Here is a 26,236-nt window from a genome sequence, read left to right as displayed (position 1 = left end):
ATTGTTTTGTATCAGTTTCTTTTTTTATTTATGATTCGTACTTCTTAACGTCATTGTTAATTCTTTTTTACTGCCATCGCGGTAAACGGTAAACTTTACGCTGTCTCCGACTTTATGATGCGCATAAATGTAATTTCTGACATCGCTATCACTGCTTACTTTATGTCCTTCAATTTCAGTGATAACATCACCTTTATTAAATGTTTTACTTGATACTTCATCGGTACGTGCTACGATGACACCTTCATCCTGATTAATCTTTAATTCCTGTAAATAAGACGCTGGAACATCCTGGATGCCGATTAATCCAAGCCCCATATATGGACGTTTAACTTTGCCGTTTTTTACGAGTTGTTCGATAATCGTTTTCGTATCATTTGAAGGAATTGCGAATCCGATTCCTTCAACTTGATTTGCTGAAATTTTCATGCTGTTAATTCCGATTAATTGTCCATCTGTATTAATTAGAGCGCCACCTGAGTTACCTGGGTTTATCGCAGCGTCTGTCTGAATTACTTTTATGCTTGCGTTACCAGCAGAAGTTTCTACTTGCATCGTGCGTTCTTTAGAACTGATAATACCTTCTGTTACTGTACCCGCGAGTTCAAGTCCGAGAGGGCTACCAATAGCATAAACAGTTTCTCCGATACGTACTTTTGATGAATTAGCAAATGCTACAGGTTTAATATTTAAATTGCCGGTAACTTTAAGTACTGCAATATCTGTTAATGCGTCTGTTCCCATTAATTCAGCATCAATTGTTTTTCCATTCGAAAGTTTAACTTTAACTTCTTTTGCATCTTCTACTACATGATTATTCGTAACGATATAAGTATCATTACCATCAACTTGATATATCACGCCAGATCCGGTACCAGCAGGCGTAATATCGCTTGAGTGATTTCCAGATAATATATCATAAATGCTGCTTGGTGCCTGCTGCATATTGATTACGCCGACAATAGCAGGGGAAACTTGTTCAAGCATTTGTGATAAGTTTGAAGCATTTTTATCCTGCTTTGTATGATCGACAGTAACTGGAGAAATCGTTTTATTATCATTTGATAATAATTCAGGGAGTTCTGTAACACCTAAAGTTAATGCAGAACCGACGACACCTGCAAGAACCATTTTCATGAATCCAGAACTTTGCTTCTTATGCGGTTGTTGTCTATGTATTTGTTGTGCATTGTTTTCATTAATATTATGTTGATTTTCATTGTGATATTGTTCCATTATAATCCTCCTGCTAATAGCGATAATAGAAGTATAAGCCTCATTCATATAAGAGTTCAAGTAAATGCACTCTCGCACTTTATATACATTATGATAAAATAGTATTAATCATATTTGTATAAGGAGTAAATTATGTATAAGATTATTGCGACATTACTATTCACACTAACAAAACTACTGCGTAAATTAAAAACAGTTGATAAACATCAAATACCTGAAAATGAGTCATACATTGTAACGTGCAATCATGAAAGTATGGTTGAAATTATTATGCTTGCGATGAGTTTATATCCATCTGAAATTCATTATATGGCGAAACAGGAACTGTTCAAAAACAAGTTACTGGATCGATTCTTTAAATCCGTTAATGCATTCCCTGTTAATAGACAGAACCCTGGGCCATCAACATTAAAGGTACCGGTTAAACTACTTAAAGAAGGGAAGATTGTTGGAATATTTCCAAGCGGACATCGTCATTCAGATGCCCCAATGAAAAAAGGGGCAGCGACGATTGCTGTTTTATCAAAAAAGAAAATCGTACCTGCTGCATATACGGGACCATTGAAGTTTCGTGATGTCTTATTCGGTAACCAGAAATGTACTATTAAGTTTGGTCAACCAATCAATACGAACACTTATTTAGATCAATACAATAAAAATGACGCGATTGAACAAATAACATTAAAGCTTGAAAGCGAAACGAAAGCGTTAATACATTCAATGCGTACATAAAAACAACGCTAAATGTCCAGTTGAAGGGCATTTAGCATTGTTTTTAAGTAATGTGTTTCAACTTCGTCTGGATAAATAAATTGTAACTTTATGAATTGTGACGTATTATTATCATCATGACATAATTTATTTTTCGCAGCATTAATCAATCGTTGCTTCTCATTCTCACTTTGGACAAGTTTATATTCTGCATGTTCTTGAGATGTGTCAGGATAAGAAGTTTTTAACAGTATAACTCCCATTCATCACACCTACTTTCTTTTCTATTCTTTATCATATTATTTTATACCCGGTATATATCGTTTCAAACAAAAAAGAGATTAAGACATAAATTTGTCTTAATCTCTTATTGATGTTCAATATTAAAAAGCTCTAATTCTAATTGTTTTAACGTATTGAATGTTGTTTCATCAAGAGATGAAACGCGTCCTTCGTCTTTAAAAAGGGATTCGATTGTTGCGATATCGATATCTGTCGCTGTAGAAATCTGATATGCTGTCAATTTACCTTTGAAAAGTTGAGGCAATGTCTGCATGTAATCACCCTCATTGTTTGTGTTAACTCATTATATAATACTTTTGCATATAAATAAAGCGTATTCGATAAAAATTTCAAATCGTTTATATTTTGAAAATAATTTCGTTGATTAAAGTGTTAAGTATACCATTTGTGAAAAAGAAAATATAGAAACAGTAACAAACTGTGCAACACGTCTGAGATTTGAACTTAAAGATAACACATTAGTCGATGAAGTGCGTATTAAAAAGGCCAGTGCGACAGGAGTAATGATTGTTGGATGTAAAAATGCCCAAGTCATTATTGGAACACATGTGCAGCAAGTAGCAGATGTCGTCGACGAGAAACTATAAGATAAATATAAAACAGATTGCATTATATGCGGTCTGTTTTATTTATTTAAAGTACTAATGAATTAACTTATTATCATAATACAAATTTTGTAAATACTGTTGTACTCTAAATTTAAATTCGATATAATTCAATTGTTAGAATTATTAGAAAATTAAAACGAAGGGGTATGACAATGACGATAGTTTTAAATGGGAACGATTTATCGATATAGGATATTAAAGCGCTTATTGCAGATGATTTAAAAGTAAGTGTATGCAATGAAGCGATGTTACGTGTAGAAAACAGTCGAAAAATCGTGGAACGAATTATTGAAAATGAAGAGACTGTATATGGTATTACGACAGGTTTTGGGTTGTTTAGTGATGTATTAATCGATAAAAGTAAATATGAAGATTTACAGCTTAATTTAATTCGTTCACATGCATGTGGTGTAGGGGAGCCATTTCATGAACATGTGTCACTCGTAATGATGATTTTAAGGTTGAATACGATGTTAAAAGGTCATTCAGGTGTAAGTAGAGAACTTGTAGATCAACTCGTATTCTTTATTAATGAACGCATTATTCCTGTTATTCCAGCTCAAGGATCTCTCGGAGCTTCAGGTGATTTAGCACCGCTTTCTCATCTTGCGCTTGCTTTAGTAGGTGAAGGAGAAGTAATCTTTAATGGAGAACGTCGTAATAGTAGCGATGTGTTACAGTCATTAAATCGAAATATCCATCATTTAAAAGCTAAAGAAGGGCTTGCACTCATTAATGGTACGCAGGCTATGACGAGTCAAGGTGTCATCAGTTATATTGAAGCTGAAAGTTTAGCGTATGATGCAGAGTGGATTGCATCACTCACACATCAATCATTAAATGGAATTGTCGATGCATATAATGAAAACGTACATATTGTCAGAAATTCTAATGAACAGTTACAAGTTGCAAACAGAATGCTGGATTGGTTAGAAGGCTCATCACTTACAACAAAACAAGGGGAAATTCGTGTTCAGGATGCTTATTCATTGCGTTGTATTCCACAAATTCACGGTGCAAGCTTCCAGGTGCTTAACTACGTTAAAGAGAAATTAGAAAATGAAATGAATGCAGCAAATGATAATCCGTTAATATTCGATAAGGGGGATGAAACGCTCGTTATTTCAGGAGGGAATTTCCACGGCCAGCCAGTTGCGTTCGCACTTGATTTCTTAAAAATCGGCGTGAGTGAACTTTCAAACGTATCAGAACGCCGTATCGAGCGACTTGTAAATCCGCAATTGAATGGAGACTTGCCTGCATTTTTAAGTCCGGAACCTGGACTTCAAAGTGGCGCGATGATAATGCAGTATGCAGCTGCGAGTCTCGTCTCGGAAAATAAAACGCTCGCGCATCCTGCAAGTGTAGACTCTATTCCATCTTCTGCGAATCAGGAGGATCACGTATCCATGGGAACAATTGCATCACGCCACGGGTATCAAATCGTAGAAAATGTACGCAATGTACTTGCGATTGAATGTGTAATTGCTCTGCAGGCAGTAGAACTTAAAGGAATAGATAAACTGTCGCCGAAAACAAAAGCAAAGTACGATGAATATCGAAACATCGTACCTTCAATTACAGCAGATAGACAGTTCCACAAAGATATTAAAGTCGTTTCAGATTACTTAAAAATGAGTGCATATAAAAAATAGTTCAAGGCAAACGCCTTGAACTATTTTCATTTAGTGTCTTATTTATTTAAATATGATTCGTAATATTTACGACCTTTTTCATAATCTAAACGTTTTTCCCATTTCGCAATTACAAGTGTTGATAATGAGTTACCAACAACGTTAACGACAGTACGCATCATATCTAATATACGGTCAATACCGATAATCAGTGCTAGCCCTTCTGGGTGAATATTCATCGCTGTTAATGTCGTAATTAATACAACAATCGAAGTACCCGGAACCGCAGCCATACCTTTAGACGTTAACATCAGTGTTAATAATAATACAAGTTGTTCTGTCACTGATAAGTGTACGCCATACATTTGTGCAATTGTAAGAGCTGCAATAGATTGATAAAGTGCTGAACCGTCTAAGTTAAATGTATACCCAGTAGGAACTACGAATGATACGATTTCTTTCGGTGCACCGAATTTCTCCATCTTGTCCATAATGACAGGTAGTACTGTTTCTGAACTTGATGTAGAGAATGCAAGTAATAATTCATCCTTTAATATGCGCAGCAGGTGGAAAATATTAATTTTACACATTGCTGCTATAGAACCAAGGACAACAACAATGAAGAACACCATTGATCCTGCAACGACAAGCGCGAGTTTTCCAAGTGGTACTAATGCACCTAAACCTAAGTTAATAATCGTTACTGCCATAAATGCGAATACACCAATTGGTGCATATTTCATAATTTGATTTGTCATCCAGAAGATAACATCAAGGAATCCATCGAAGAAAGCACGTACTGGATCACCTTTTTTACCGATAGCTGCAAGGCCTAATCCGAAGAACACTGAGAAGAAGATTACTGGTAATAACTGACCTTGAGCCATTGAATCGACGATATTCGTCGGAATGATATTAACGATTGTATCAATCATGTGATTTCCATAAGTTGAATGTGCTGCAGCTTCTGCATTTGTCGTATATTTTGTTACATCACCTTTAGGTAGTAAATCTTTATTAATACCAGCACCTGGTTTAAAGATGTTAGCAAAAATAATACCTAAACCGATTGCAACAGTCGTAATGATTTCAAAGTATAATAATGTTTTCCAACCGTATCGACCAACCGTTTTCATATCGCCTGTACCAGCAATTGAAATTACTAATGAACAGAATACAATTGGTACTACAATCATTTTAATTAAATGTAAAAATATATCGCCAAGTGGCTGGAAGTAGTTAACGTATTCTTTTTGACCGTTAAGCAGGGCACCAACAACAACCCCGAGTATTAATGCAAGTAATATTTGCATCGGTAAACTTATAAACTTTTTCTTTTTTGGTTTTTTAATTTCCGTAACTGAACTCATAACATCCCTCTTTTCTTTCGTACTAATGTATTTTATGTGTTATTGATAGTTCTGTCAATTTAATTTTTTTGTAATTGTCAGAAATCTTTAATACTCATTATGTTTTAATAATATTGTAATTGTATACTGTTTGAACTATAATCATCATCACGGAAAGTAGAGTAGCTATAGATGTATGAATGTTTCTGAAAAACACTGTAAACGCTATCATAAATATTATTATTTGCATAATATAATAAGTAGTTACTTAAAGTATCAATAAAACTATTCCGGATGACGAAATAGTTTTATCGTTTTATTATTATATTAATATACTATTATTCAAATAAATATTTTCAATTGAAACGGACACATTCCCTTTTAAAGCACGTGTAATCATACAACTTTCTTCTGATTTATTAACATATCTTACAATTTTTTTTTCGTCTAATTGTTCTGTCGAAATCAAATATACATTATAAGTAATACTTTCATACGTTAATACTTGTTTTTCATTATTAATCGTTGCGCTAGCATGTACATAATCAATCTCAACAGGAATATGATTACGTTCAAACATAGAACTTAAAGTTATAATAAAACATGTAACCGCAGCTGATAACAGCATCTCATCGGGATTAGTACCAATGTCAGGGCCATTCATTTCTTTCGGTATTGATATCTCGGTCTTGAGGTTCCTGTTTTCAATCGTTCCTACGCCATTATAGCCTCCGTTAAATTTTGCAGTACAGTTGAATAGATGCTTCATTTTTACATTCTCCTTATACATTACAAATAAAATAAAAACCGAACACTGCAGAAATAGATTTCTGTAGTGTTCGGGTAATAGAAAGAAATAAGTCTCTCAAAGTACTTATTAACGTGAGTAGTACTCAACGATTAATTGTTCGTTAATTTCAGCAGATAATTCGCTACGTTCTGGAACGCGTACGAAAGTACCTTCTAATTTTTCAGCGTCGAATGTTAAGTATTCAGGAACGTGGTTCGATAACTCAACTGATTCAGCGATGATGTTTAATTTTTGTGATTTTTCACGAACTGAAATTACTTGACCAGGTTTTAATTGGTATGACGGGATGTCTACGCGAGCACCATCTACCATGATGTGACCGTGGTTAACTAATTGACGTGCTTGACGACGTGTACGTGCTAAACCTAATTGGTATACTACTGCATCTAAACGAGATGCTAAAAGTGCCATGAAGTTAGCACCGTGGATACCTTTCATTTTACCAGCACGGTCGAAGATAGTGCGGAATTGACGTTCGTTGATTCCGTACATGTAACGTAATTTTTGTTTCTCCTGTAATTGTAAACCATACTCAGATAATTTTTTACGTTGGTTAGGACCGTGTTGTCCTGGTGCGTAAGGGCGTCTTTCTAATTCTTTACCAGTGCCGCTTAAAGAAATTCCTAAACGACGAGATTTTTTCCAAGTTGAACCTGTAAAACGAGCCATATTGTGACTCCTCCTCTTTTTGTTTTTTATGTAAAAAACAAAAATATGATAAATGCTTAAGTCGATATAGTGTCATTCCGTGTCTTCGCCTTATAGCTTCAGTTACACAACACGCCAACATAGGGGATACTATAGAGCGTCTTAATATTTATCTGCTATCTTCGTTTATTCACATAGATTTCATTATAGTGACTTTAATGTAAGAAGTCAATATTAATATAAATGTTTTTCGAGAACTTTCACGAATTGTTCAATGCCAGTCTGATCTTCTGTTGTAAAGCGTGATTTAATCGGGGCATCGATGTCAAGTACACCAAAAATTTCTCCGTCTTTCAATATTGGGACGACGATTTCAGATTGTGATTTTGCATCGCATGCGATATGTCCCGGAAACTGATGAACATCATCTACAACCATCGTTTTCTGTTCTTTTACTGCTGTGCCACATACACCTTTACCTACAGGAATTTGTACACAGGCTGGTAACCCCTGGAATGGTCCAAGTTGTAACTGACCGTTTTTCATCGTGTAAAAACCGACCCAGTTAACGTCTGTCAGGAATGAATTTAATAATGCACTTGCATTGGATAAATTACTGATATTATCATCCTCACCCGTCAGTAATCCATCTAACATTTGCGCGAGCATGTTGTAATCTTTAATCGGTGTATTATCAAACATATGATGACCTCCATTACTTAAATATATTTAGAATAGCAATAGTTTAACGTAAATGTTCACAATTTAACAAGAAATTGTTTTTGAAATGCACATTTTACGTTATAATAATGAATAGTACTTTGGAGGGAATGAATTTACATAATGTTATATGTCATAGTCGGAATCATCGTATTAATATTGATTGTAATAGGCGTACTGTTCTATATGAGGAATCAGAGGCGCTCGAGCATTGAAACAATTGAGCAACGTAAAAATGAAATTCAGCAGTTACCATTTCAGGATGAATTGGTTAAAGTTAAGGCACTAAACTTAAAAGGCCAGACTGTTCAGCACTTTGATAAGTGGAAAAGAGAATGGCAGACAGTGTTGAATGAAGATCTTAAGTCATGTGAACTTATTATTAATGATGCAGATGAAGCACTCGATAAATTTAAATTTAAAGAGAGTGAAGAGAAAGTTCAGGAAGCAAATGTGCTGCTAAATCAAATTGAGAAGAAATATGAAGTATCTGTAAATGAAATTCAAGATTATATGGCAAAGATTTCAGAAGATGAACGTAAATATGATGACTGCAGGATTATTTACCGTGAGTCTAAGCGTGATGTGCTTGCAAACCGTCATCAGTACGGGGAGTCAGCAGGACCGCTTGAAGCACAGATTGAAACGTATGAACCTCAAATTGATGTTTATCAGCAACATGTGAACGAAGGTAATTATGATGATGCACATCAGCATATTACTGCACTGCATCAGGAGATGACGCGTCTTAAAGAAGATATGGAAGAGATTCCTGAATTGATTCGAGATGTTCAGAAAGAATTACCTGCACAGTTCCAGGATATTAGATTTGGTTGTCGTGATCTGAAGTTAGAAGGTTATAATTTAGAACATGTTAAAGTTGATAGCACACTTCAGACATTGAAAGGTAAATTGAATTTAGTTGAGCCACTAATTGCGCGTCTTGAATTAGATAAAGCAGAGACAATCATCGATGAAATTAACGATAGTATTGATGAAATGGTTGAACTTGTTGAATTAGAAGTTAAAGCAAAGAACAATGTTGAATTAACGAAAGAGGAAATAACAGATCAACTGTTCCACGCGAAAGATACGAACTACATGATACGTACGGAAATTGAGTATGTTAAAGATACATATTATATTAACGAAGAAGATATTCAGAACGTACGACAATATGACAATGAAATTCAAAGTTTAATTACCGTTTATGATGAGATTTTAATGGAAACTGCTAAGTCAAGTATCCGTTATACTGAAGTGGAAGATAACTTAAAGTATATTGAAACTCACGTAAAAGTAATTAATGAAAAACAGGAAAAAATCCAAAATTATTTAACGAATTTAAGAGAAGATGAACAGGAAGCACAGCGCAATACACTTAAAATTCAAAGCAAAAAAGAAGAAGTGTATCGTAAGCTGTTAGCATCAAATTTATCAAGTGTACCTGAGCGTTTTATCATCATGAAAAATGAAATTGATGTTGAAACACGCGAAGTGCACCAGTTATTCAACAAGCGTCCGATGAATGTGACGCAAGTTCGCGATAAAGTAAATAAAGTATTAGCGACAATGAATACGTTCGAAGCAGAAGCAATGGAAGTACTGGAGTATGCGCAATATGCTGAACAGTTAATTCAGTACGGTAATCGATACCGAAAAGACCATGCAGATGTAAACAAAGACTTAAATGAAGCGGAAAGATTATTTACTAACAATCGATATAAACGTGCTGTTGAAGTTGCTGAAGCAGCTTTAGAGCGCGTTGAACCAGGTGCAACAGAACGCATAGAAGAAATCGCTCTGAAACATAAGCGCATTTAAATAGTATATCGATCTGAAAATGTTGTATAATAAGACAAATTATAAACCCGAGCATGCGATACGTGTGCCGGGTTTACTTATTGAGGTGAACGAATGATTTATTTAGACAATTGTGCAACGACAAAACCAGATGCAGACGTAATGAAAACTTTCAATACTGTAAATGAAAAGTATTATTTCAATCCATCCAGTCCACATTATAAAGGGCTTGAAACGAATAAGTTATTAGAACAGGCGAGAAATCAAATTAAAGAAATTTTAAAACTGAATCATCAATCAGTAGTCTTTACGAGTGGTGCAACAGAATCGAACAACTTGCTCATTACGGGTATGGCAAGAAGTAAGAAGCCATTTGGTAAAACAATAATAACATCACATCTGGAACATCCTTCTGTACTGGAAACTGTATGTGCACTTGAAAATGAAGGTTTTACAGTGAAGTATGTTCAATTTAATGAAGGCAAACTTGACTTAGAACATTTCCGTTCGTTATTAAACAGTGATGTTACGTTAGTTTGCTTAATGCATGTAAACAATGTAATGGGTGCTATTTTACCGATTACAGCAATACATGAAATATTAAAGGATTATCCAAAAGTTCATTTCCATGTTGACTGTGTGCAGTCATTCGGAAAATTAGCATTACCTGTACATGCAATGGATAGTTTTGTATTGAGTGGACATAAATTCAATGGATTAAAAGGACAGGGCATACTTGTATTTGATCAGTTGAAGACGATTACGCATACGATGTTTGGTGGCGGACAGGAATATGGGTTCAGAAGTGGTACTGTGAACGTTGCGAATGACGTTGCACTAAGTCGTGCGATTCGTATCGCTGAAAATGAAAGAGTACAACTCGTCAAACGCACAAGTAAATTTAAAATGATGATAGAAGAAGAGGTTAAAAAGCTTCCCGGACTTGTCGTCAATTCATTGCCGGACGGTGCACCACATATTGTAAATATCGGATTCCCGGGTGTGAAAGGGGAAGTGATTGTCAATGCTTTTTCTAAAGCAGATATATGTATATCAACGACGAGTGCATGTTCATCAAAACGTGCGAAATTTAATGAAGCATTAAATGCATTGCATGTGCCTGAAACTGTAATCGCCGGAAGTGTAAGAATTTCTTTTGATAAGTACACGACAGAAGATGACATCAATCAATTTATCAATGTATTAAACAAAATTTATAACGATATGAAGGAGTTAATAAAAGATGCAGTATGATCATATATTAGTAAGGTACGGAGAATTAACATTAAAGTCTGGTAATCGAAATACGTTCGTCAACCAACTAAAGTCAAACATTAAATATGCACTTATTCCTTTAACAGGATATAAAGTGAATGCAAACCGAGATCGAATGTACGTTGAAATAACTGAAGAAGCAGACGTTGAGGAAATTATGAAACGTATTAGTAAAGTTTTTGGTGTACATTCTGTAAGCCCGGTTGTAAAAGTAGAAAAAGACATCGAACAAATTAAAGCAAGTGCAGTACGACTCGCCCAGGATATCGATGGACCGGGCGTTACGTTTAAAGTAGATGCAAAACGTTCAGACAAAGGATTTCCGTACGACACATTTGCGCTGCAGCAGGAACTAGGCGGAGAAATACTATCTAATATTGAACACTTAACAGTTGATGTACGCAATCCGGACTATAAATTACTCGTTGAAATCAGACGCGATGCTGCATACCTTTATTCACGCGTGATTAAAGGAGCAGGAGGGTTACCCGTTGGCACTGGCGGTAAAACATTACTCATGCTGTCTGGAGGGATTGATTCTCCGGTTGCAGGGCTTGAAGTTATGAAACGTGGCGTAACGATTGAAGCGATTCACTTCCATTCACCACCATTTACGAGTGAAGAAGCAAAGCAGAAAGTAATAGACTTAACACGTATTATGGCAGAGACGACAGGTGAGATTAAACTGCATCTTGTACCATTTACTGAAATTCAGAAGATGATCCATAAGAAAGTGCCTGAGAATTTAACGATGACATCAACAAGACGTATGATGTTAAAGATTGCGGATAAGTTTGCACGCAAAATTGACGCAAAAGCATTAGTAAATGGAGAAAACTTAGGCCAAGTCGCGAGTCAGACACTCGGGAGCATGTATGCAATTAACGCAGTTACAACTTTACCGATATTAAGACCGCTACTTACTTTAGACAAAGATGAAATCATTATTAAAGCGAAAGAAATTGGAACATTTGAAACATCAATACAGCCATTTGAAGATTGCTGTACAATCTTTACGCCAAAAAACCCTAAAACAAATCCGAGATTAGATAAAGTGGAAAGCTTTGAAGCGAGTACCGACTTTGATGCAATGATTGATGAAGCAATCGAAGGCATTGAGACGTTAACGATTTCAAAGCATACAACGACGGATACATTTGACGATTTATTATAAGGGGATGATACAATGCTCGATAAAAACGTAGTAATCGCGCATCGTGGTGCAAGTGGATATGCACCTGAACATACATTTGCATCATACGATAAAAGTCATTTTGATATGCATGCGGACTATATAGAACTCGATGTGCATATGACTTTAGACGGTGAAATTATCGTAATGCATGATGAATCCATTGAACGTACTGCGTTGACACCTGGTATTATTAAAGAGATGACGTTACAGGAAATTAAGCAACTGACAATCGGCAAATGGTTTAACGAAAAGTATCCTGAACTGAAGTCAGCGTATTATGAAGAACAAGTAGTCCCTACATTAAAGGATATATTTGAACGATATGGAGATGCGAATTATTATATAGAAACGAAATCTCCGGATATATATCCGGGAATGGAAAAGTTGCTGATTGACACTTTGAATGCATTTGGTTTAGTGAGCGAAGCGCGATTGCAGAACCGTCAGACTGTCATTCAGTCATTCAGTCATTCAGTGTGGAAAGTTTGATAAAAGTTAATCAAATTAAGCCAAATTTTCCTTTATTAATGCTTGCGAAAAAAGGTGTTTTACGTAATATGTCAGATGATGAATTGCGCAAAATACATAAATTTGTATATGCGGTCGGACCGAGCATTGCTGACTTGGATGAAGCATTAATTGAGCGCATGCATAATATTGGATTTTTATTATTTCCATATACGCTGAATAAAGAGGAAGATATGGAACGATTTATCAATGCAGGGATAGATGGAGCATTTACAAATTATCCGGATTTATTGCGAAAACAGTTCAGACTAGATAATGGAGAAGTGTTTGAATAAAGTATCAATACGTTGAGATAGATGATACGTAATCTATATATGCAATTTTCTTTCTGTAGGGGAGGGCAACATGGATTTAAATATTTTACTTATATTAATATTTTTTGGATTTTTAGCGGCATTCATTGATTCGATCGTTGGAGGCGGTGGGCTGATTAGTATTCCTGCATTACTTGCGACAGGTATGCCGCCATCTATTGCGCTTGGAACGAATAAGCTGGCTTCATCATTTGGATCGTTTACTTCAACGGTATCATTTTTACGTTCAAAGAAAGTTGATTTAAATATTGTCGGTAAATTATTTCCATTATCATTTTTCGGGTCTATTATCGGTGCGCTCGTTGCAACTAAGATGCCACCTGAATATTTGAAGCCGATTGCAATTATCTGTTTAAGCCTCGTGCTCGTTTATACTTTATTTAAAAAAGACTGGGGAAGTATTTCTACATATAAGAAGTTAGATAAGAAAAAGTCGATTTTATTTATTTGTGCAATCACATTTATCGGATTTTATGATGGTTTTTTAGGTGGCGGAACGGGTAGCTTTTTAATGTTTACTTTACTGATTATCGGATTTGACTTTTTAAGAGCTGCAGGGAATGCGAAGTTTTTAAACTTTGCGAGTAACTTAGGTGCGCTACTCTTGTTTATGGCACTTGGGCAGGTCAATTATTTGTACGGTCTTAGTATGGGGGCTGCAATGGTTGCTGGAAGTTATGCGGGGAGTCAGTTCGCTATTAAATATGGTGTGTCATATGTACGTGTATTATTTATTTGTGTAACAGTAATACTTATTGGTAAAAATATCGTCGATTACGTACAAAATTATTTCTATAAATAAACTGCTTATAGCGAACGCTATAAGCAGTTTTTTCTATAGGAATGTTCGTTCTACTTTATCCCAGAATGAATTTTCCTTTACTTTTACCGTTTTTATGATGTTTTTGCTTAGTGTGACATCGATTGTATCGGTGTTCTGGATGGATAATGCTTCATTATCGAGCCCCATAATCGGATAATAGTCTTCCATTTTATCGAGAACAATTGAAAGTTTACGCTCTTCGCTTAATATGATGGCATTACTGATTGTACGATAGTTGTTATTGTTAAATGAGGCAATTTCGGTCATCTGAAAACAACGTGTAAGTGGATCGATAATCGCACCGTCCAGTGATTTACTATAACCAGTAGATCCTGTCGGTGTAGAAATGAGCATACCGTCTCCTCTGAATGATTCAAACTTGTCATCATCAATATAAACATCCATCGACATTGATTTAATGATAGATGATTTTATTGAGAAGTCATTTAAACATAAGTAGCGCATCTCTTTATTAATATTGACTTCAAGTAACGGATATTTGCGCACTTCAATTGTGTCATCTTCGCTATTTAATACTTTATTTAACAGTTTAGCATCATCTATATGAAAGTCAGTATAGAAGTGTTTTTTATCATCTGTCGCGATTCCGACATAAATCGCGTCCTGTCGGAATTTCGTTTTACGGACGGCCTGGAGAAATTCGCCGTCACCTCCAATTGAAGCGATGATATTTGCGTCGTTTGCGTTTTCGGTCACTTCGAAATCATATTTGCCAATTAACGCTTCCATTTGCGATTTTGAATTCAAGCCAGATGGTTCTCTATTCGTAAAAAAGTAAATTTTATTTCTTTTTTCCATATGTTAACCACTCCTTGTTGTTCACTTATATTTATTTTTGTTAATATATATTATAAGTGTTAAATATTAAATTTGAAAGGAAGATAAGATGAGTAAAAGGGTTATCGCAATATTACTTGCACTTGGTTTATTTATTGTAGGTTCAACGATGAGTTTCATTACGAACATAGTGTCTACAGACTTTACTTCGAGTTTAGAGTCATTAAGTGAAGAAGGAATGACAACGACTGTTTTAGAAGGAAGCGATGTTTCTAATCAAATCGCACGTATTGAAGTTGATGGTACGATTATGGATATGGGTTCACCGTCACTATGGTCAGGTGAAAGTTATAATCACCAGTTGATTTTAGATTCATTAGACGAAGTGAAGGATAATGATGATATTAAAGCATTAATGTTAGTCGTGAATTCACCTGGTGGTGGCGTTTATGAAAGTGCTGAAATTCATGACAAAATTGAAGCGATTAAAAAAGCAGGGAAAAAAGTATACGTGACGATGGAAAACATGGCAGCGTCAGGTGGATATTACATTTCAGCACCTGCTGATAAAATTTATGCATCGAAAGAAACGTTAACAGGCTCTTTAGGTGTGATTATGCAATCAATGAACTACAAAGAGCTTGCAGACAAATATGGTGTTAAATTTAATACGATAAAAAGCGGGCCACATAAAGATATTATGAGTCCGACGAAAGAAATGGATGAAGAAGAACGCGCGATTTTACAGAAATTCGTTGATGAAAGTTACGAAGGTTTCGTAAATGTTATTAGTTCAGGGCGTCATATGGATAAAGCACAAGTTAAGAAAATTGCGGATGGCCGTATTTATTCAGGGCAGCAGGCGAAAGACTTGAAATTAGTTGATGAAATCGGTAATGAAAGTGATGCAATGAAAGCATTGAAAAAAGAAATAAAAGCGAAAGATGCGGAAGTTATTGAGTTTTCTATACCGACTGATTTCTTCGGTTCAAGCTTCTTCTCAGCACAATCATTTGTAAGTAACTTAATGGGTAAAAATGACGTTGCAGCTATTAAAGAATTAATAAGTAAACGTCAAGGCATCCAACCGATGTACTTATATGGAGAGTAGGTGAGCAATATGTATGAACCGGAAACTGACAATGTACATGTATATAATGAAGAGGTACAGGAAGTAAGCAGTCACAAGTATATGGATCATAAATTACGCCGACAGTTAATTCATGCTACAGAAGCGGGGTTTGGTATTCGCTTTATCGCTTTTATGATTGACTTGATTATTGTCGGATCAATTAAGAATATTGTTTTGAATCCACTTGATTCAGCATTTGATTTACAGTCTATGCATGCGTTTATACCACTGTTCTCTGTATATAATGTTTTAAGTGCCGTTATATATTTCAGCTACTTTGTATTATTGACATATTTCTTTAATGCTACTTTAGGAAAGATGATACTGAAGTTAAAGGTAGTTCATGAAAACGGTCATAAACTTACGATAGGAACAGTATTAACGAGAGAATTATTCGGAAGATATATTTCTAATTTCTTTCTGTACTTGTTATATTTAGTCGTGCTATTCAATCCGAATAAACGTGGCATCCACGATTTATTAAGCGATACACTCGTAGTAAAAGAGGATAGCGCATTATTAAGAGAAAAACTTGTGAAACGAGAAATTAGAATTTAATCAAACAAATTAATTCGTTTTATCGGGTAAACATGTTAAATTAATAATGTAAACCAATTTAGGAGGTATCATAATGGCACAAGTTACATTTAAAAATAATCCAATGAAATTATCAGGTGAGCCTGTTACAGTTGGAACTGCAGCACCTGACTTTACAGTATTAGCAAACGACTTATCAATGCGTACATTAGCGGACTATGAAGGTAAGAAAAAATTAATCAGCGTTGTACCATCAATTGATACTGGTGTGTGCAGCACACAAACACGTAAATTTAACGAAGAAGCTGCTGGAATTGACAATGCGGTCGTATTAACTATTTCAGTAGATTTACCTTTCGCACAGAAAAAATGGTGTGCGGCTGAAGGTTTAGAAAATGTGGTAACATTAAGTGACCATAAAGATTTATCATTTGGTACTAATTATGGTGTTGTAATGGAAGATTTACGTCTTCTTGCACGTTCTGTATTCGTATTAAACGAAAACAATGAAGTTGTTTATACTGAAGTTGTTGCTGAAGGTACAGATCACCCAGATTACGATAAAGCAATCGAAGCTTTAAAGTCAATTTAATTAATGCATTAACTACTGCCCTTTATTAGGGGCAGTTTTTATTTGAAAGGATAATTATGATAGAAGAATTATTTAAAGTAATAGATGAGAAAGCAAAAGCGCTGCAAAAAGAAAACGGTCATAGTTTTATTGAAAACTTAGGGTTAAGTTTAGAAGATGTATATGTCAATCAGCGCGATTTATTAGAGAAAAGCACAATGATTGACCGTAGGAAAGCATTTCAGTTCAGCTACTTAAGTATGCTGAAAGAGGAGATGATTCAACCGAATCATCAGATGACACCTGATAGCATCGGCTATTTAACGGCATTTGTTATGAATATGTTTGTTGAAGATGAAACTGTTAAATTATTGGACTTAACTAGTGGTACAGGACATTTATCTGCAACGATTCATGAACAGAATCCAGGAAAAACATTTGATCATGTGCTTGTTGAAGTCGATCCAGTATTATCGAGATTAAGCGTGCATTTAGCAAATTTTTTAGAGATTCCATTTGATATATTTCCGCAGGATGCGATTATGCCGTTGCCTGAAGGTGACTTTGACGTCGTAACTGGTGACTTCCCGGTTGGATATTATCCGAACGATGCACGAAGTCATGAAATGAAACTTGGATTTAAAGAGGGACATAGTTATAGCCACCACTTATTAATCGAACAGGCAGTAAACAGCTTAAAGCCAGGTGGTCTTGCATTTTTAATCGTTCCTACGCAATTATTTGAAGGAGATAATGTAGAACAGTTACAAAAGTTCATTGCAACAGAAAGTATAATGCAGGCATTTCTGAACTTCTCAACAAGCTTATTCAAAACTGAAGCAATGCGTAAAAGTTTACTTGTTCTGGAACGCAAAGATAGTTCGAAATCCAAAACAGTTGAAGTATTACTTGCAAATATTCCTGATTTTAAAGATGAACGTAATATGAAATCATTTATTGATGAATTAGAAGTATGGCATTCAGAAAATCGTAAAAATTAATTCTGTATTAATCTTGATTATAATCTGTATTAATGATTAAATATAAGTATTCAATCACTTAGGAGGAAAACCATGAAAAAAATTATGGCAATTAATGCCGGTAGTTCATCATTAAAGTTCCAATTATTCGAAATGCCTGAAGAGAAAGTATTAACGAAAGGGTTAGTTGAACGTATCGGCTTACCAAATTCAATCTTCACAATTTCAGTTAATGGAGAGAAAATTACGCAAACTTTAGATATTAAAACCCATGAGCAAGCAGTAGATATGATGCTTGATGAAATGAAAAAACACGGTATCATTAAAGATATTAACGATTTAGATGGTACAGGTCACCGTGTTGTTCAAGGTGGAGACATCTTTGAAACGAGTGCCTTAGTAACAGACGAAGTTGAAAAACAAATCGAAGACTTATGTGAATTAGCACCGTTACACAACCCAGCAAACTTAATGGGTATTCGTGCATTCCGTAAAATGTTACCGAACATCCCGCACGTTGCAATCTTTGATACGTCATTCCATACATCGATGTCTGAAGAAGCATTCCTATACAGCTTACCGTACAAATATTACGAGGATTATGGAATCCGTAAATACGGTGCACATGGTACGAGTCATAAGTTTGTAGCTGAGCGTGCTGCAGAATTATTAGACCGTCCAATTGAACAGTTACGAATCATTACTTGTCATATCGGTAACGGTGCATCAATTGCAGCAGTTGAAGGTGGTAAATCAGTAGATACTTCTATGGGATTCACACCACTTGCAGGTGTTACGATGGGTACGCGTTCAGGAAACTTAGACCCTGCGATTATTCCATTCTTAATGGAGAAAACTGGAAAAACTGCGCAAGAAGTTATTAATGTATTAAATAAAGAATCAGGTTTACTTGGTATTTCAGGAATTTCAAGTGACTTACGTGATATTGAACAAAAAGCAGAAGAAGGCGATAAACGTGCTATTTTAGCTTTAGATGTATTTGCAAGCCGTATCCACAAATATATCGGTTCATATGCAACGCGTATGAAAGGTTTAGATGCAATCGTATTCACTGCAGGTGTTGGTGAGAACTCTGACGTTGTACGTGCTCGTGTATTAGAAGGATTAGAATTCATGGGTGTTTACTGGGATCCTAAATTAAATGCAGGCTTACGTGGTAAAGAAGCATTTATTAACTACCCACATTCACCAGTTAAAGTTATGGTTATTCCGACAGATGAAGAAGTGATGATCGCGCGTGATACAATGACTTATGGTAATTTAAAATAATTATTAAACTGGACTCGCTAAACGTGAGTCCAGTTTATTTTATAGCATGAAAAATAAATGACTTAGAAGTATTTGTGGCATCCTCAAACTTCCAGTCTCCATAACATTTAATTTGTTTGAATCCTATATTAAATAAAGAATGCATTATTTCATCATAATCTCTAAAAATTAACTGCATTTGTTTTTTTATTATTATTTCATTAGTATTTTTATTTTTGACAGTCTCATAAAATGTATAGACATTATTTTTAAATCCTTCATATTCTGTCCATATTTCAAGCACTTCATCTGTTATAGGATGAAAAGCTATATCTGGTGTTTCATCATTTTCCCATTCAATCCATGATTTAACTAGAGGGTTTCGTACATCAAAAATAAAATGACCATTATGAGTTAGTGAATTATACACATTATTTAACGTTTGATCCCAATTTTCTTCTTCTATAAATACTTGTGCTACATTCGCTGTCATAATTACGGCTTCATAATTTGAATCTTTTAGGTTACTACTATCACCTACTATCCATTTAACAAAATTCGCTGACTTTTTTTCTTTTGCATATTTAATTGCAACTGAATCAGGATCTATACCTGTAATATTGTTATTTTCATTTGCAATATTTGTGGTTAATCTACCAGTACCACATCCTAAATCGGCTATTTCTTTAACATCTATTTTATTTAATAATTTTACATAAAAGTCATCAGCAATGCTCCATTTATTAATTTGGTCATATATTAATGGTATCAAAAATAACAACTCCTTTTTAATATAAAAAAAGGAAGTGCTTATGCACATTCCTTTAATAAATAGAATACTTTCATTATTGTTTATGTTCATCTAACAGCTTTTTAGTCGCAACTTCTGGCTGGAAGTTATGCGGCATTGTTTCAGTTCTTACAACGAGAACGTCACATTCTGCATGACGTACGATTGCTTCTGATACAGAACCGATGATAAAACGTTCTACTGCATTTAATCCTGTAGAACCACACATAATTAAGTCAACACCTATTTTTTGTGCAATTTTTTTAGGGATGATTGTTTTTGGTGAACCATATTCGATTAAAGTATCGACTTTGTTAACACCACGACTTTCAGCTACACGTTTATACCCATCAAGTAAAGACTCTGCAAATTGAGTTGCACGTTCTGAAATAGAACGGTCATACGCTTCTACGCTTGCATAACTTCTAGTATCAATTACGTTAATAATCGATAACGTCGCATTGTTACGTTTTGCCACTTCAACTGCTTTATTAAAAGCCCATTCTGCTTCGCTTGATCCATCAACTGCAATTAAAATATTTTTGTACACTAACATAAATATCCCTCCATTTACGTTCTTTATTACACTTATATTATATCACTAATTTTTTACATTGTAACAGAATAAAAAGTTTCTTTTTATATATTCTGAATATTCTTGCCAAATTTAATGATTGCGTTTTCATTTTAAAGTGCTAATATATTGTGTATAAGGATTAAATAAAGGGAGTGTTACAAATGTTAATTGGTATTCCAAAGGAAATTAAGAATAACGAAAATCGTGTTGCGTTAACGCCAGGCGGTGTGCATGCTTTAGTTGAAAACGGACATGACGTTATCGTTGAACAAGGGGCAGGTTTAGGTTCATACTTTACTGATGAAGATTACATCGAAGTAGGTGCGAAAATCGGATCAGTTGAAGAGGCATGGAACGTTGATATGGTTATGAAAGTTAAAGAACCATTAGAACCTGAATTCAAATACTTCAAAGAAGGATTAATTTTATTTACTTATTTACACTTAGCGCCAGAACCAGCGTTAACGAAAGCGTTATTAGATAATAAAGTAGTTGGTATTGCATATGAAACAGTTCAATTACCAACAGGTGGTCTTCCATTATTATCACCAATGAGTGAAGTTGCAGGACGTATGGCGACACAGATCGGTGCACAGTTCTTACAGAAAATTCACGGTGGTAAAGGAATTTTATTAGCAGGTGTTCCTGGAGTTCAAAAAGGACGCGTTACAATTATCGGTGGTGGACAAGCTGGAACGAACGCTGCGAAGATGGCAGTAGGTTTAGGTGCTGAAGTTACAATTTTAGACTTAAGCCCAGTACGTTTGCAGCAATTAGATGATTTATTCGGAAACCAAGTTCAAACATTAATGTCTACACCATTAAATATTGCGGATAGTGTACGTGAAAGTGACTTAGTCATTGGAGCAGTATTAATTCCAGGCGCGAAAGCACCGAAACTTGTAACTGAAGAAATGATCAAATCAATGAGCCCAGGTTCAGTTGTAATCGATATTGCGATTGACCAAGGTGGAATTTTCGAAACTTCAGACCGTATTACAACACACGATGATCCAACATTCGTAAAACATGATGTTGTACATTATTCAGTAGCGAATATGCCAGGAGCTGTACCACGTACTTCTACAATGGCATTATCAAATGCTACAATTCCTTATGCGATTCAAATTGCAAACAAAGGATATAAACAAGCTGCATTAGATAACGAAGCAATTCTTAAAGGATTCAACACTTTAGATGGACATGTTACATTTGAAGCTGTTGCACAAGATCAAGGTTTAGAGTACTTTGATGCAAAAACATTATTAACAAAATAATACATTTTGAGACCGGTAATATATTGCTGGTCTTTTATTAAACAAACGGCCATACCGATATCGGTATGGCCGTTGTTCATATTAAATATCTCTTCCGTATACATATTGAAACGGTATCCATTCTGTTAATTTCTTAATTTCTGAATCAGACATAACTTCTGGAATAATTTCGATTTGCCCTTTTGAATGTCTGAGCAGTCGTCCGAGTTGATGTATGTTTTCAGTTACAGAACTTAAGTACGAAGCACTTCCATGCGTCATTAATGCAGATATGCCCATATCGATAAGTGCATCCATTGCTTTTAACTGTGTACGCATCGGAATTTTATCAAATGCAGTACTCATAATAACAGGTGTACTTCCGGCAGTTTGAACAAGCGTGCGCATCGTTTTAATATCAAGCCCGTTATCTCGGTCTAATGCACCGAATATAAAGCCATCTACGTGGAGCTTATTAAACTGGATGATGTCTTCGCGCATCATTTCTGTATCAAATAACGTATAGCAATGACTTTCAATGCGTGGGTTAATTACTGCATATACTTTAACGTTCAGTGGGTGACAGTATTCAACTGCAAGTTTCATAAAACCGTAACTTGCAGTCAAACCTGTTTGTTGTATGGCGATATGTGTTGCGCCATTATTAACGTATTGGAATAAATCGTTAAAGTTTTCTGCGATCGTATACTTTATCATTTTTTATAGCCTGTTAAAATTTCGTATCCGTCTTCTGTAACGAATATATCGTCCTCGACACGTACGCCAACTTCATTCGGATAGTATATGCCAGGCTCGATTGTAAAGACCATTCCAGGCTTTAATGTATCTGAATTGCTTGAAGAAATATCCGGGAATTCATGTACACTTATGCCAAGACCATGACCTAAACGATGCGGGAAGTATTCACCGTATCCTTGTTCTGTAATATAGTCTCGGGCAGTACGATCAATATCACTTATTGTTACACCCGGTTTCACGATTTTAATTGCGCGTTTATTTGCTTCTGTAACGATTGCATGAATCTCCTGATGTAATTTCGGAGGGTTTCCGAAAGCGACTGTACGCGTAATATCAGAGCAGTAGCCTTTATAGATTACGCCTAAGTCAAAGAGGACGTATTCGTCGTTTTGTAAAGTACGGCTGCCTGGAGTTCCGTGCGGACTTGCCGCATGATCGCCAAAGAGTACCATCGTACTGAAACTCATACCTGATATGCCATCGATACGTTTCATTTCTGTTTCGATAATTTGTACAACTTCAGATTCAGAAATACCGACTTTAAGTGCATCCACACCAATTGCTACAGCTTTATCTGCATATTGAGCAGCGATTTTTAACAGGTCAATTTCTTCGTCTGATTTAATATTTCTCATATCTTTAATCACTTGATCTATCGGTTGTAAGCTTTTCGTTTTAAAATGTTCGTTAATTAATTTCTCACGCTTAACTGTAACGTGTTCTTCTTCAATATATAAATCAATACTGTCTGGAATTTGTAATGCAAGCTTTGCAACTTCAAATGCATTTTCTGTATCTGAGTATCCGATTACAGTTAAATTTGAGGCAGCTTTTGCATCGTTTACTTCCATGCCTGGTACGACTAACGCTGTTAATGATGCTGAAACATACAATGCTGTCAGTCTTTCATGTGGATCTGATAGAAACCCGCTATAATAATTGATGTTTTCTGGTGTAGTAATCCAGACATAATCAATATTATGAGATTCCATATAACTTTGTAATTTTTCTATCGTTTTCATCTATGTCGCTCCTTTTATCATAATAACTCTAGTTTAGTAGACATTCGTATATTATTCAATTTTAAGTGGTCGCCTTTTTAATTGAAGCTTTATTCATGTATAATAGAGTTAATAATAAGAGAGAGGTGTTATAATGGAAATCTTTTTTCATGGACAATCTTGTATCAGTTTTGAGCACAATGGAAAGAAAGTCATTGTAGACCCATTTATTACAGGCAATAAATTATCAGATTTAAATGCGGATACTGTAGAAGCGGATTTTATAATTCTGACGCATGGACACGGAGATCATCTTGGTGATACAGTTGCGATTGCAAAACGCACAGGTGCGAAAGTTATCGGTACGCCAGAGCTTTGTGATTATTTATCTGCTAAAGGTGTTACGAATACGCATCCGATGAATATTGGTGGTAATATTGCTTTTGAATTCGGTAAAGTCAAATATGTACAGGCGTTCCATAGTAATTCGATTACTGAAGACGGTGAAATTATCTACTTAGGTATGCCATGTGGACTCGTATTCACACTTGGAGATAAAACGGTTTATCATTGCGGAGATACTGGTTTATTCTCTGATATGAAACTAATTGCAGAACATCATCCTGTAGATGTATGTTTCGTACCTATTGGTGATAATTTCACGATGGGAACAAGTGATGCAGCTTATGCGGTGAATGCGCTGATTAAACCGAAAATTGCGGTTCCAATACACTATAATACATTTCCGTATATAGAAGTCGATGTTAATGACTTCGTAACTCAAGTGAACACTCAGGTTGAAGTATTAGAGAGCGGTCAATCTGTTTCATTTTAGCTCAATATAGTAGAAACTAGGTGGCACATTGACGAAGCATGAACAAATAATAGAACATATTAATAATTTACCGATTGGTTCAAAAATATCTGTCAGACAAATCGCGAAAGTATTACGTGTATCAGAAGGTACTGCTTATCGTGCAATTAAAGAAGCGGAGAATAATGGTATCGTTTCAACGATTGAGCGTGTCGGGACGATTCGAATCGAGAAGAAAAAACGTAACACAATTGATAATTTAACATTTGCTGAAATTGTAAATATTATTGACGGGCATGTTATCGGTGGTCGTGAAGGACTGCATAAGTCACTTACGAAGTTTGCAATCGGAGCGATGGAGCTGCACGATGTAGAGAAGTATATCGGTGAAAACACTTTACTGATTGTCGGTAATAGAAGTGAAGTGCAGAAACTAGCACTTTCGAAAGGCTCTGCTGTACTTGTTACCGGTGGATTTGATGTAACAGATGAAGTAAAACAGATGGCAGACAGACTTGAACTACCAATCATTTCATCAAATTTTGATACATTTGCAGTCGCAAACATGATCAATCGTGCGATTTATGATCAGTTAATTAAAAAGGAAGTTTTAACAGCGCAAGATATATTGATTAAACCGGATGATACAATTTATTTAAGAGAAAATGATACTGTAAGCGATTGGCATCATATATCAGAGTCTTCAAAGCATACGCGTTTTCCGGTGCTGGATGATAACAATAAACTTAGTGGTATCGTGACGAGTAAAGATGTACTCGGTCAGAGCATGAATGAAAAAATTAAAAAAGTAATGACGAAAAACCCGGTTTCTGTTAACTTAAACTCAACGGTAGCGAGTTGTGCACACATTATGATATGGGAGAGTATCGAGTTGTTACCAGTCGTTTCACGCTATAACAACTTGTTAGGTATCGTCTCAAGAGAAGATGTATTAAAGGCGATGCAGATTGTTGACCGTCAGCCGCATATGGGAGATACGATTAACGACCAGGTATTAAAGAAGATGACGTTTGAAGATGATTTCATCAACGTAAAAATTTCACCTCAAATGTCGAATCAATTCGGTATGTTAAGCAAATCTGTATATTTAGCGATTATTGAAGAGACGATTAACTACGAAATGAAAAAACATATAAAAGGCGATATATTAATTGATAACATTGATATATTTTTCATTAAAACAGTACAGATGGATAGTGAAGTGACGGTTACTTTCAGCTTGTTGGACCTTGGACGTAAAGCGGCGAAAGTTGAAGTGACACTAAGCGTTCAGAATCAACCGGTCGCAAAATCTTTATGTACGGTACAGGTGATAGAGCACTTTTATTAATAAAGTACGTTTTCTACATGAAGCATTAAGGGGATAAGACAATTTGTCCCATCCCCTTTTTCATGTAGTTTTCTTATTTTAACGTACCTTTTGCTGCTGCTTTTTCTTTAATGCATCCCAAGCTGCATCTTCTTCATCAAAGTGTGATTCAAAGTAACGTTTCGCTCGAATTGCATACTGGTAGTTTGCAATTGCGAAGATAATTAAAATTGCGCAGATGACATACGTATACCAGTAATTAAATAGCATCATCTGATTGATTGCAAATGCAAACATGACGATTGCAAAGTATTGACGTGCACGTGCACGGTACCAGGCGCGACGAACTTCTTTCACCGTTCTGAAATACATTGCAATATTATAAATCGTAAACATAAATGAAAACAGCATTATTGTAACGGTTGCTGAAATAATAATCGGAAAAATATACTCCATATAATAAC

At 35.3% G+C, this 26,236-nt stretch carries 29 protein-coding genes and 1 pseudogene; 17 read left to right on the top strand and 13 right to left on the bottom strand.

The features are described 5' to 3' along the window. Positions 1-24: 24 nt before the first annotated feature. Positions 25-1,236, bottom strand: a complete 1,212-nt coding sequence (locus LAU42_RS07815) for a S1C family serine protease (protein ID WP_224183058.1) — start codon at positions 1,234-1,236, stop codon at positions 25-27. Between the two features lie 132 nt (positions 1,237-1,368). On the opposite strand from LAU42_RS07815, the gene LAU42_RS07810 reads away from it, so the two are divergent. Then, positions 1,369-1,968, top strand: coding sequence for a lysophospholipid acyltransferase family protein (locus LAU42_RS07810; protein WP_224183057.1), 600 nt, complete (start codon positions 1,369-1,371; stop codon positions 1,966-1,968). Positions 1,969-1,976: 8 nt separating this feature from the next. On the opposite strand, the gene LAU42_RS07805 is transcribed toward LAU42_RS07810, so the two are convergent. After that, complete coding sequence (locus LAU42_RS07805) at positions 1,977-2,210, bottom strand: hypothetical protein (protein WP_224183056.1); 234 nt, start codon at positions 2,208-2,210, stop codon at positions 1,977-1,979. 104 nt (positions 2,211-2,314) lie between these two features. Then, complete coding sequence (locus LAU42_RS07800) at positions 2,315-2,503, bottom strand: hypothetical protein (protein ID WP_224183055.1); 189 nt, start codon at positions 2,501-2,503, stop codon at positions 2,315-2,317. A gap of 130 nt (positions 2,504-2,633) precedes the next feature. On the opposite strand from LAU42_RS07800, the pseudogene LAU42_RS11985 reads away from it, so the two are divergent. Further along, positions 2,634-2,708 (top strand): annotated as a pseudogene (locus LAU42_RS11985) (PTS sugar transporter subunit IIB); the annotation flags it as partial. 344 nt (positions 2,709-3,052) lie between these two features. Then, the gene (gene hutH, locus LAU42_RS07790; RefSeq protein WP_224184779.1) at positions 3,053-4,513 is read left to right on the top strand and encodes a histidine ammonia-lyase; all 1,461 of its coding nucleotides are present in this window, start codon (positions 3,053-3,055) and stop codon (positions 4,511-4,513) included. A gap of 38 nt (positions 4,514-4,551) precedes the next feature. Here the strand turns inward: hutH and LAU42_RS07785 are convergent, their stop codons facing one another. From LAU42_RS07785 to LAU42_RS07770, 4 genes are all read right to left on the bottom strand, one after another. Then, the gene (locus LAU42_RS07785) at positions 4,552-5,862 is read right to left on the bottom strand and encodes a cation:dicarboxylate symporter family transporter (RefSeq protein WP_224183054.1); all 1,311 of its coding nucleotides are present in this window, start codon (positions 5,860-5,862) and stop codon (positions 4,552-4,554) included. A 301-nt stretch (positions 5,863-6,163) separates the two neighbouring features. Beyond that, on the bottom strand, positions 6,164-6,610 hold the full coding sequence (locus LAU42_RS07780) for an OsmC family protein (protein ID WP_224183053.1): 447 nt from the start codon (positions 6,608-6,610) through the stop codon (positions 6,164-6,166). A 108-nt stretch (positions 6,611-6,718) separates the two neighbouring features. Continuing rightward, positions 6,719-7,321: a 30S ribosomal protein S4 gene (gene rpsD / locus LAU42_RS07775; RefSeq protein ID WP_219492567.1), complete on the bottom strand. Its 603-nt coding sequence runs from the start codon at positions 7,319-7,321 to the stop codon at positions 6,719-6,721. Between the two features lie 213 nt (positions 7,322-7,534). Beyond that, positions 7,535-8,002: a GAF domain-containing protein gene (locus tag LAU42_RS07770; protein ID WP_224183052.1), complete on the bottom strand. Its 468-nt coding sequence runs from the start codon at positions 8,000-8,002 to the stop codon at positions 7,535-7,537. 138 nt (positions 8,003-8,140) lie between these two features. Between LAU42_RS07770 and ezrA the strand changes: the two genes are divergently transcribed. The 6 genes from ezrA to LAU42_RS07745 all read left to right on the top strand — a co-directional run bounded on the left by ezrA (position 8,141) and on the right by LAU42_RS07745 (position 13,937). Next, positions 8,141-9,844 (top strand): septation ring formation regulator EzrA, encoded by a 1,704-nt coding sequence (gene ezrA / locus LAU42_RS07765; RefSeq protein WP_224184778.1) that lies wholly within the window; start codon positions 8,141-8,143, stop codon positions 9,842-9,844. Between the two features lie 93 nt (positions 9,845-9,937). After that, the gene (locus LAU42_RS07760; protein WP_224183051.1) at positions 9,938-11,077 is read left to right on the top strand and encodes a cysteine desulfurase family protein; all 1,140 of its coding nucleotides are present in this window, start codon (positions 9,938-9,940) and stop codon (positions 11,075-11,077) included. Next, positions 11,067-12,272, top strand: a complete 1,206-nt coding sequence (thiI, locus tag LAU42_RS07755; RefSeq protein WP_224183050.1) for a tRNA uracil 4-sulfurtransferase ThiI — start codon at positions 11,067-11,069, stop codon at positions 12,270-12,272. Before LAU42_RS07760 ends, thiI begins: the two co-directional genes overlap by 11 nt. 12 nt (positions 12,273-12,284) lie before the next feature. Next, positions 12,285-12,782, top strand: coding sequence for a glycerophosphodiester phosphodiesterase family protein (locus LAU42_RS11805; protein WP_241426519.1), 498 nt, complete (start codon positions 12,285-12,287; stop codon positions 12,780-12,782). Then, the gene (locus tag LAU42_RS11800) at positions 12,779-13,096 is read left to right on the top strand and encodes a glycerophosphodiester phosphodiesterase family protein (protein WP_241426518.1); all 318 of its coding nucleotides are present in this window, start codon (positions 12,779-12,781) and stop codon (positions 13,094-13,096) included. Before LAU42_RS11805 ends, LAU42_RS11800 begins: the two co-directional genes overlap by 4 nt. A gap of 70 nt (positions 13,097-13,166) precedes the next feature. Further along, positions 13,167-13,937 (top strand): sulfite exporter TauE/SafE family protein, encoded by a 771-nt coding sequence (locus LAU42_RS07745; protein WP_224183049.1) that lies wholly within the window; start codon positions 13,167-13,169, stop codon positions 13,935-13,937. Positions 13,938-13,970: 33 nt separating this feature from the next. Here LAU42_RS07745 and LAU42_RS07740 read toward each other — a convergent pair whose 3' ends face one another. Beyond that, the gene (locus LAU42_RS07740) at positions 13,971-14,777 is read right to left on the bottom strand and encodes an NAD kinase (protein ID WP_224183048.1); all 807 of its coding nucleotides are present in this window, start codon (positions 14,775-14,777) and stop codon (positions 13,971-13,973) included. A gap of 88 nt (positions 14,778-14,865) precedes the next feature. Here LAU42_RS07740 and sppA point away from each other — a divergent pair, with 88 nt between their 5' ends. The 5 genes from sppA to LAU42_RS07715 all read left to right on the top strand — a co-directional run bounded on the left by sppA (position 14,866) and on the right by LAU42_RS07715 (position 19,266). Beyond that, positions 14,866-15,867, top strand: a complete 1,002-nt coding sequence (gene sppA / locus LAU42_RS07735) for a signal peptide peptidase SppA (protein ID WP_224183047.1) — start codon at positions 14,866-14,868, stop codon at positions 15,865-15,867. Positions 15,868-15,876: 9 nt separating this feature from the next. Next, positions 15,877-16,446, top strand: coding sequence for an RDD family protein (locus LAU42_RS07730; RefSeq protein ID WP_224183046.1), 570 nt, complete (start codon positions 15,877-15,879; stop codon positions 16,444-16,446). Between the two features lie 73 nt (positions 16,447-16,519). Then, positions 16,520-17,017 (top strand): thiol peroxidase, encoded by a 498-nt coding sequence (gene tpx / locus LAU42_RS07725; protein ID WP_224183045.1) that lies wholly within the window; start codon positions 16,520-16,522, stop codon positions 17,015-17,017. A gap of 56 nt (positions 17,018-17,073) precedes the next feature. After that, positions 17,074-17,997 carry a class I SAM-dependent methyltransferase gene (locus LAU42_RS07720; protein ID WP_224183044.1) on the top strand — a complete coding sequence of 308 codons (924 nt, stop codon included), beginning with the start codon at positions 17,074-17,076 and terminating at the stop codon, positions 17,995-17,997. 72 nt (positions 17,998-18,069) lie between these two features. Then, a complete protein-coding gene (locus tag LAU42_RS07715) occupies positions 18,070-19,266 on the top strand; it encodes an acetate kinase (RefSeq protein WP_224183043.1) in 1,197 nt (398 codons plus the stop codon). A gap of 34 nt (positions 19,267-19,300) precedes the next feature. Here LAU42_RS07715 and LAU42_RS07710 read toward each other — a convergent pair whose 3' ends face one another. Both LAU42_RS07710 and LAU42_RS07705 read right to left on the bottom strand, forming a co-directional pair. Then, positions 19,301-20,017 carry a class I SAM-dependent methyltransferase gene (locus LAU42_RS07710; RefSeq protein ID WP_224183042.1) on the bottom strand — a complete coding sequence of 239 codons (717 nt, stop codon included), beginning with the start codon at positions 20,015-20,017 and terminating at the stop codon, positions 19,301-19,303. A gap of 73 nt (positions 20,018-20,090) precedes the next feature. Continuing rightward, the gene (locus LAU42_RS07705) at positions 20,091-20,591 is read right to left on the bottom strand and encodes a universal stress protein (protein ID WP_224183041.1); all 501 of its coding nucleotides are present in this window, start codon (positions 20,589-20,591) and stop codon (positions 20,091-20,093) included. 182 nt (positions 20,592-20,773) lie between these two features. Here LAU42_RS07705 and ald point away from each other — a divergent pair, with 182 nt between their 5' ends. Next, positions 20,774-21,889: an alanine dehydrogenase gene (ald, locus tag LAU42_RS07700; RefSeq protein ID WP_224183040.1), complete on the top strand. Its 1,116-nt coding sequence runs from the start codon at positions 20,774-20,776 to the stop codon at positions 21,887-21,889. A gap of 81 nt (positions 21,890-21,970) precedes the next feature. Here ald and LAU42_RS07695 read toward each other — a convergent pair whose 3' ends face one another. Together LAU42_RS07695 and LAU42_RS07690 are read right to left on the bottom strand one after the other, a co-directional pair. Further along, positions 21,971-22,585, bottom strand: a complete 615-nt coding sequence (locus tag LAU42_RS07695; protein ID WP_224183039.1) for a copper homeostasis protein CutC — start codon at positions 22,583-22,585, stop codon at positions 21,971-21,973. Next, complete coding sequence (locus LAU42_RS07690) at positions 22,582-23,649, bottom strand: M24 family metallopeptidase (protein WP_224183038.1); 1,068 nt, start codon at positions 23,647-23,649, stop codon at positions 22,582-22,584. The genes LAU42_RS07695 and LAU42_RS07690 overlap by 4 nt, the downstream gene beginning before the upstream one ends. Positions 23,650-23,782: 133 nt before the next feature. On the opposite strand from LAU42_RS07690, the gene LAU42_RS07685 reads away from it, so the two are divergent. Together LAU42_RS07685 and LAU42_RS07680 are read left to right on the top strand one after the other, a co-directional pair. Then, positions 23,783-24,463 carry a metal-dependent hydrolase gene (locus tag LAU42_RS07685; RefSeq protein ID WP_224183037.1) on the top strand — a complete coding sequence of 227 codons (681 nt, stop codon included), beginning with the start codon at positions 23,783-23,785 and terminating at the stop codon, positions 24,461-24,463. 28 nt (positions 24,464-24,491) lie between these two features. After that, a complete protein-coding gene (locus LAU42_RS07680) occupies positions 24,492-25,793 on the top strand; it encodes a DRTGG domain-containing protein (RefSeq protein ID WP_224183036.1) in 1,302 nt (433 codons plus the stop codon). 78 nt (positions 25,794-25,871) lie between these two features. Here the strand turns inward: LAU42_RS07680 and LAU42_RS07675 are convergent, their stop codons facing one another. Next, entirely contained in the window at positions 25,872-26,228 is a 357-nt protein-coding gene (locus LAU42_RS07675) for a YtpI family protein (RefSeq protein ID WP_224183035.1), read from the bottom strand. Positions 26,229-26,236 lie beyond the last annotated feature (8 nt).

Origin of the sequence: Macrococcus armenti (assembly GCF_020097135.1) — a bacterium.
GTDB classification, from domain to species: domain Bacteria; phylum Bacillota; class Bacilli; order Staphylococcales; family Staphylococcaceae; genus Macrococcoides; species Macrococcoides armenti.
This window is presented reverse-complemented; position numbering and strand designations above follow the sequence as displayed.

Excerpts from the sequence above, each read along its gene's own strand:
- tpx (WP_224183045.1), top strand. The coding sequence starts at position 16,520 with ATGGCACAAGTTACATTTAAAAATAATCCAATGAAATTATCAGGTGAG.
- ald (WP_224183040.1), top strand. The coding sequence starts at position 20,774 with ATGTTAATTGGTATTCCAAAGGAAATTAAGAATAACGAAAATCGTGTT.
- LAU42_RS07690 (WP_224183038.1), bottom strand. The coding sequence starts at position 23,649 with ATGAAAACGATAGAAAAATTACAAAGTTATATGGAATCTCATAATATT.
- rpsD (WP_219492567.1), bottom strand. The coding sequence starts at position 7,321 with ATGGCTCGTTTTACAGGTTCAACTTGGAAAAAATCTCGTCGTTTAGGA.
- LAU42_RS07740 (WP_224183048.1), bottom strand. The coding sequence starts at position 14,777 with ATGGAAAAAAGAAATAAAATTTACTTTTTTACGAATAGAGAACCATCT.
- LAU42_RS07720 (WP_224183044.1), top strand. The coding sequence starts at position 17,074 with ATGATAGAAGAATTATTTAAAGTAATAGATGAGAAAGCAAAAGCGCTG.
- LAU42_RS07685 (WP_224183037.1), top strand. The coding sequence starts at position 23,783 with ATGGAAATCTTTTTTCATGGACAATCTTGTATCAGTTTTGAGCACAAT.
- LAU42_RS07730 (WP_224183046.1), top strand. The coding sequence starts at position 15,877 with ATGTATGAACCGGAAACTGACAATGTACATGTATATAATGAAGAGGTA.
- LAU42_RS07770 (WP_224183052.1), bottom strand. The coding sequence starts at position 8,002 with ATGTTTGATAATACACCGATTAAAGATTACAACATGCTCGCGCAAATG.
- LAU42_RS07815 (WP_224183058.1), bottom strand. The coding sequence starts at position 1,236 with ATGGAACAATATCACAATGAAAATCAACATAATATTAATGAAAACAAT.
- LAU42_RS07810 (WP_224183057.1), top strand. The coding sequence starts at position 1,369 with ATGTATAAGATTATTGCGACATTACTATTCACACTAACAAAACTACTG.
- sppA (WP_224183047.1), top strand. The coding sequence starts at position 14,866 with ATGAGTAAAAGGGTTATCGCAATATTACTTGCACTTGGTTTATTTATT.
- LAU42_RS11805 (WP_241426519.1), top strand. The coding sequence starts at position 12,285 with ATGCTCGATAAAAACGTAGTAATCGCGCATCGTGGTGCAAGTGGATAT.
- LAU42_RS07705 (WP_224183041.1), bottom strand. The coding sequence starts at position 20,591 with ATGTTAGTGTACAAAAATATTTTAATTGCAGTTGATGGATCAAGCGAA.
- LAU42_RS07695 (WP_224183039.1), bottom strand. The coding sequence starts at position 22,585 with ATGATAAAGTATACGATCGCAGAAAACTTTAACGATTTATTCCAATAC.
- LAU42_RS07745 (WP_224183049.1), top strand. The coding sequence starts at position 13,167 with ATGGATTTAAATATTTTACTTATATTAATATTTTTTGGATTTTTAGCG.
- LAU42_RS07780 (WP_224183053.1), bottom strand. The coding sequence starts at position 6,610 with ATGAAGCATCTATTCAACTGTACTGCAAAATTTAACGGAGGCTATAAT.
- LAU42_RS07675 (WP_224183035.1), bottom strand. The coding sequence starts at position 26,228 with ATGGAGTATATTTTTCCGATTATTATTTCAGCAACCGTTACAATAATG.
- LAU42_RS07800 (WP_224183055.1), bottom strand. The coding sequence starts at position 2,503 with ATGCAGACATTGCCTCAACTTTTCAAAGGTAAATTGACAGCATATCAG.
- LAU42_RS07715 (WP_224183043.1), top strand. The coding sequence starts at position 18,070 with ATGAAAAAAATTATGGCAATTAATGCCGGTAGTTCATCATTAAAGTTC.
- thiI (WP_224183050.1), top strand. The coding sequence starts at position 11,067 with ATGCAGTATGATCATATATTAGTAAGGTACGGAGAATTAACATTAAAG.
- LAU42_RS07785 (WP_224183054.1), bottom strand. The coding sequence starts at position 5,862 with ATGAGTTCAGTTACGGAAATTAAAAAACCAAAAAAGAAAAAGTTTATA.
- LAU42_RS07760 (WP_224183051.1), top strand. The coding sequence starts at position 9,938 with ATGATTTATTTAGACAATTGTGCAACGACAAAACCAGATGCAGACGTA.
- LAU42_RS07805 (WP_224183056.1), bottom strand. The coding sequence starts at position 2,210 with ATGGGAGTTATACTGTTAAAAACTTCTTATCCTGACACATCTCAAGAA.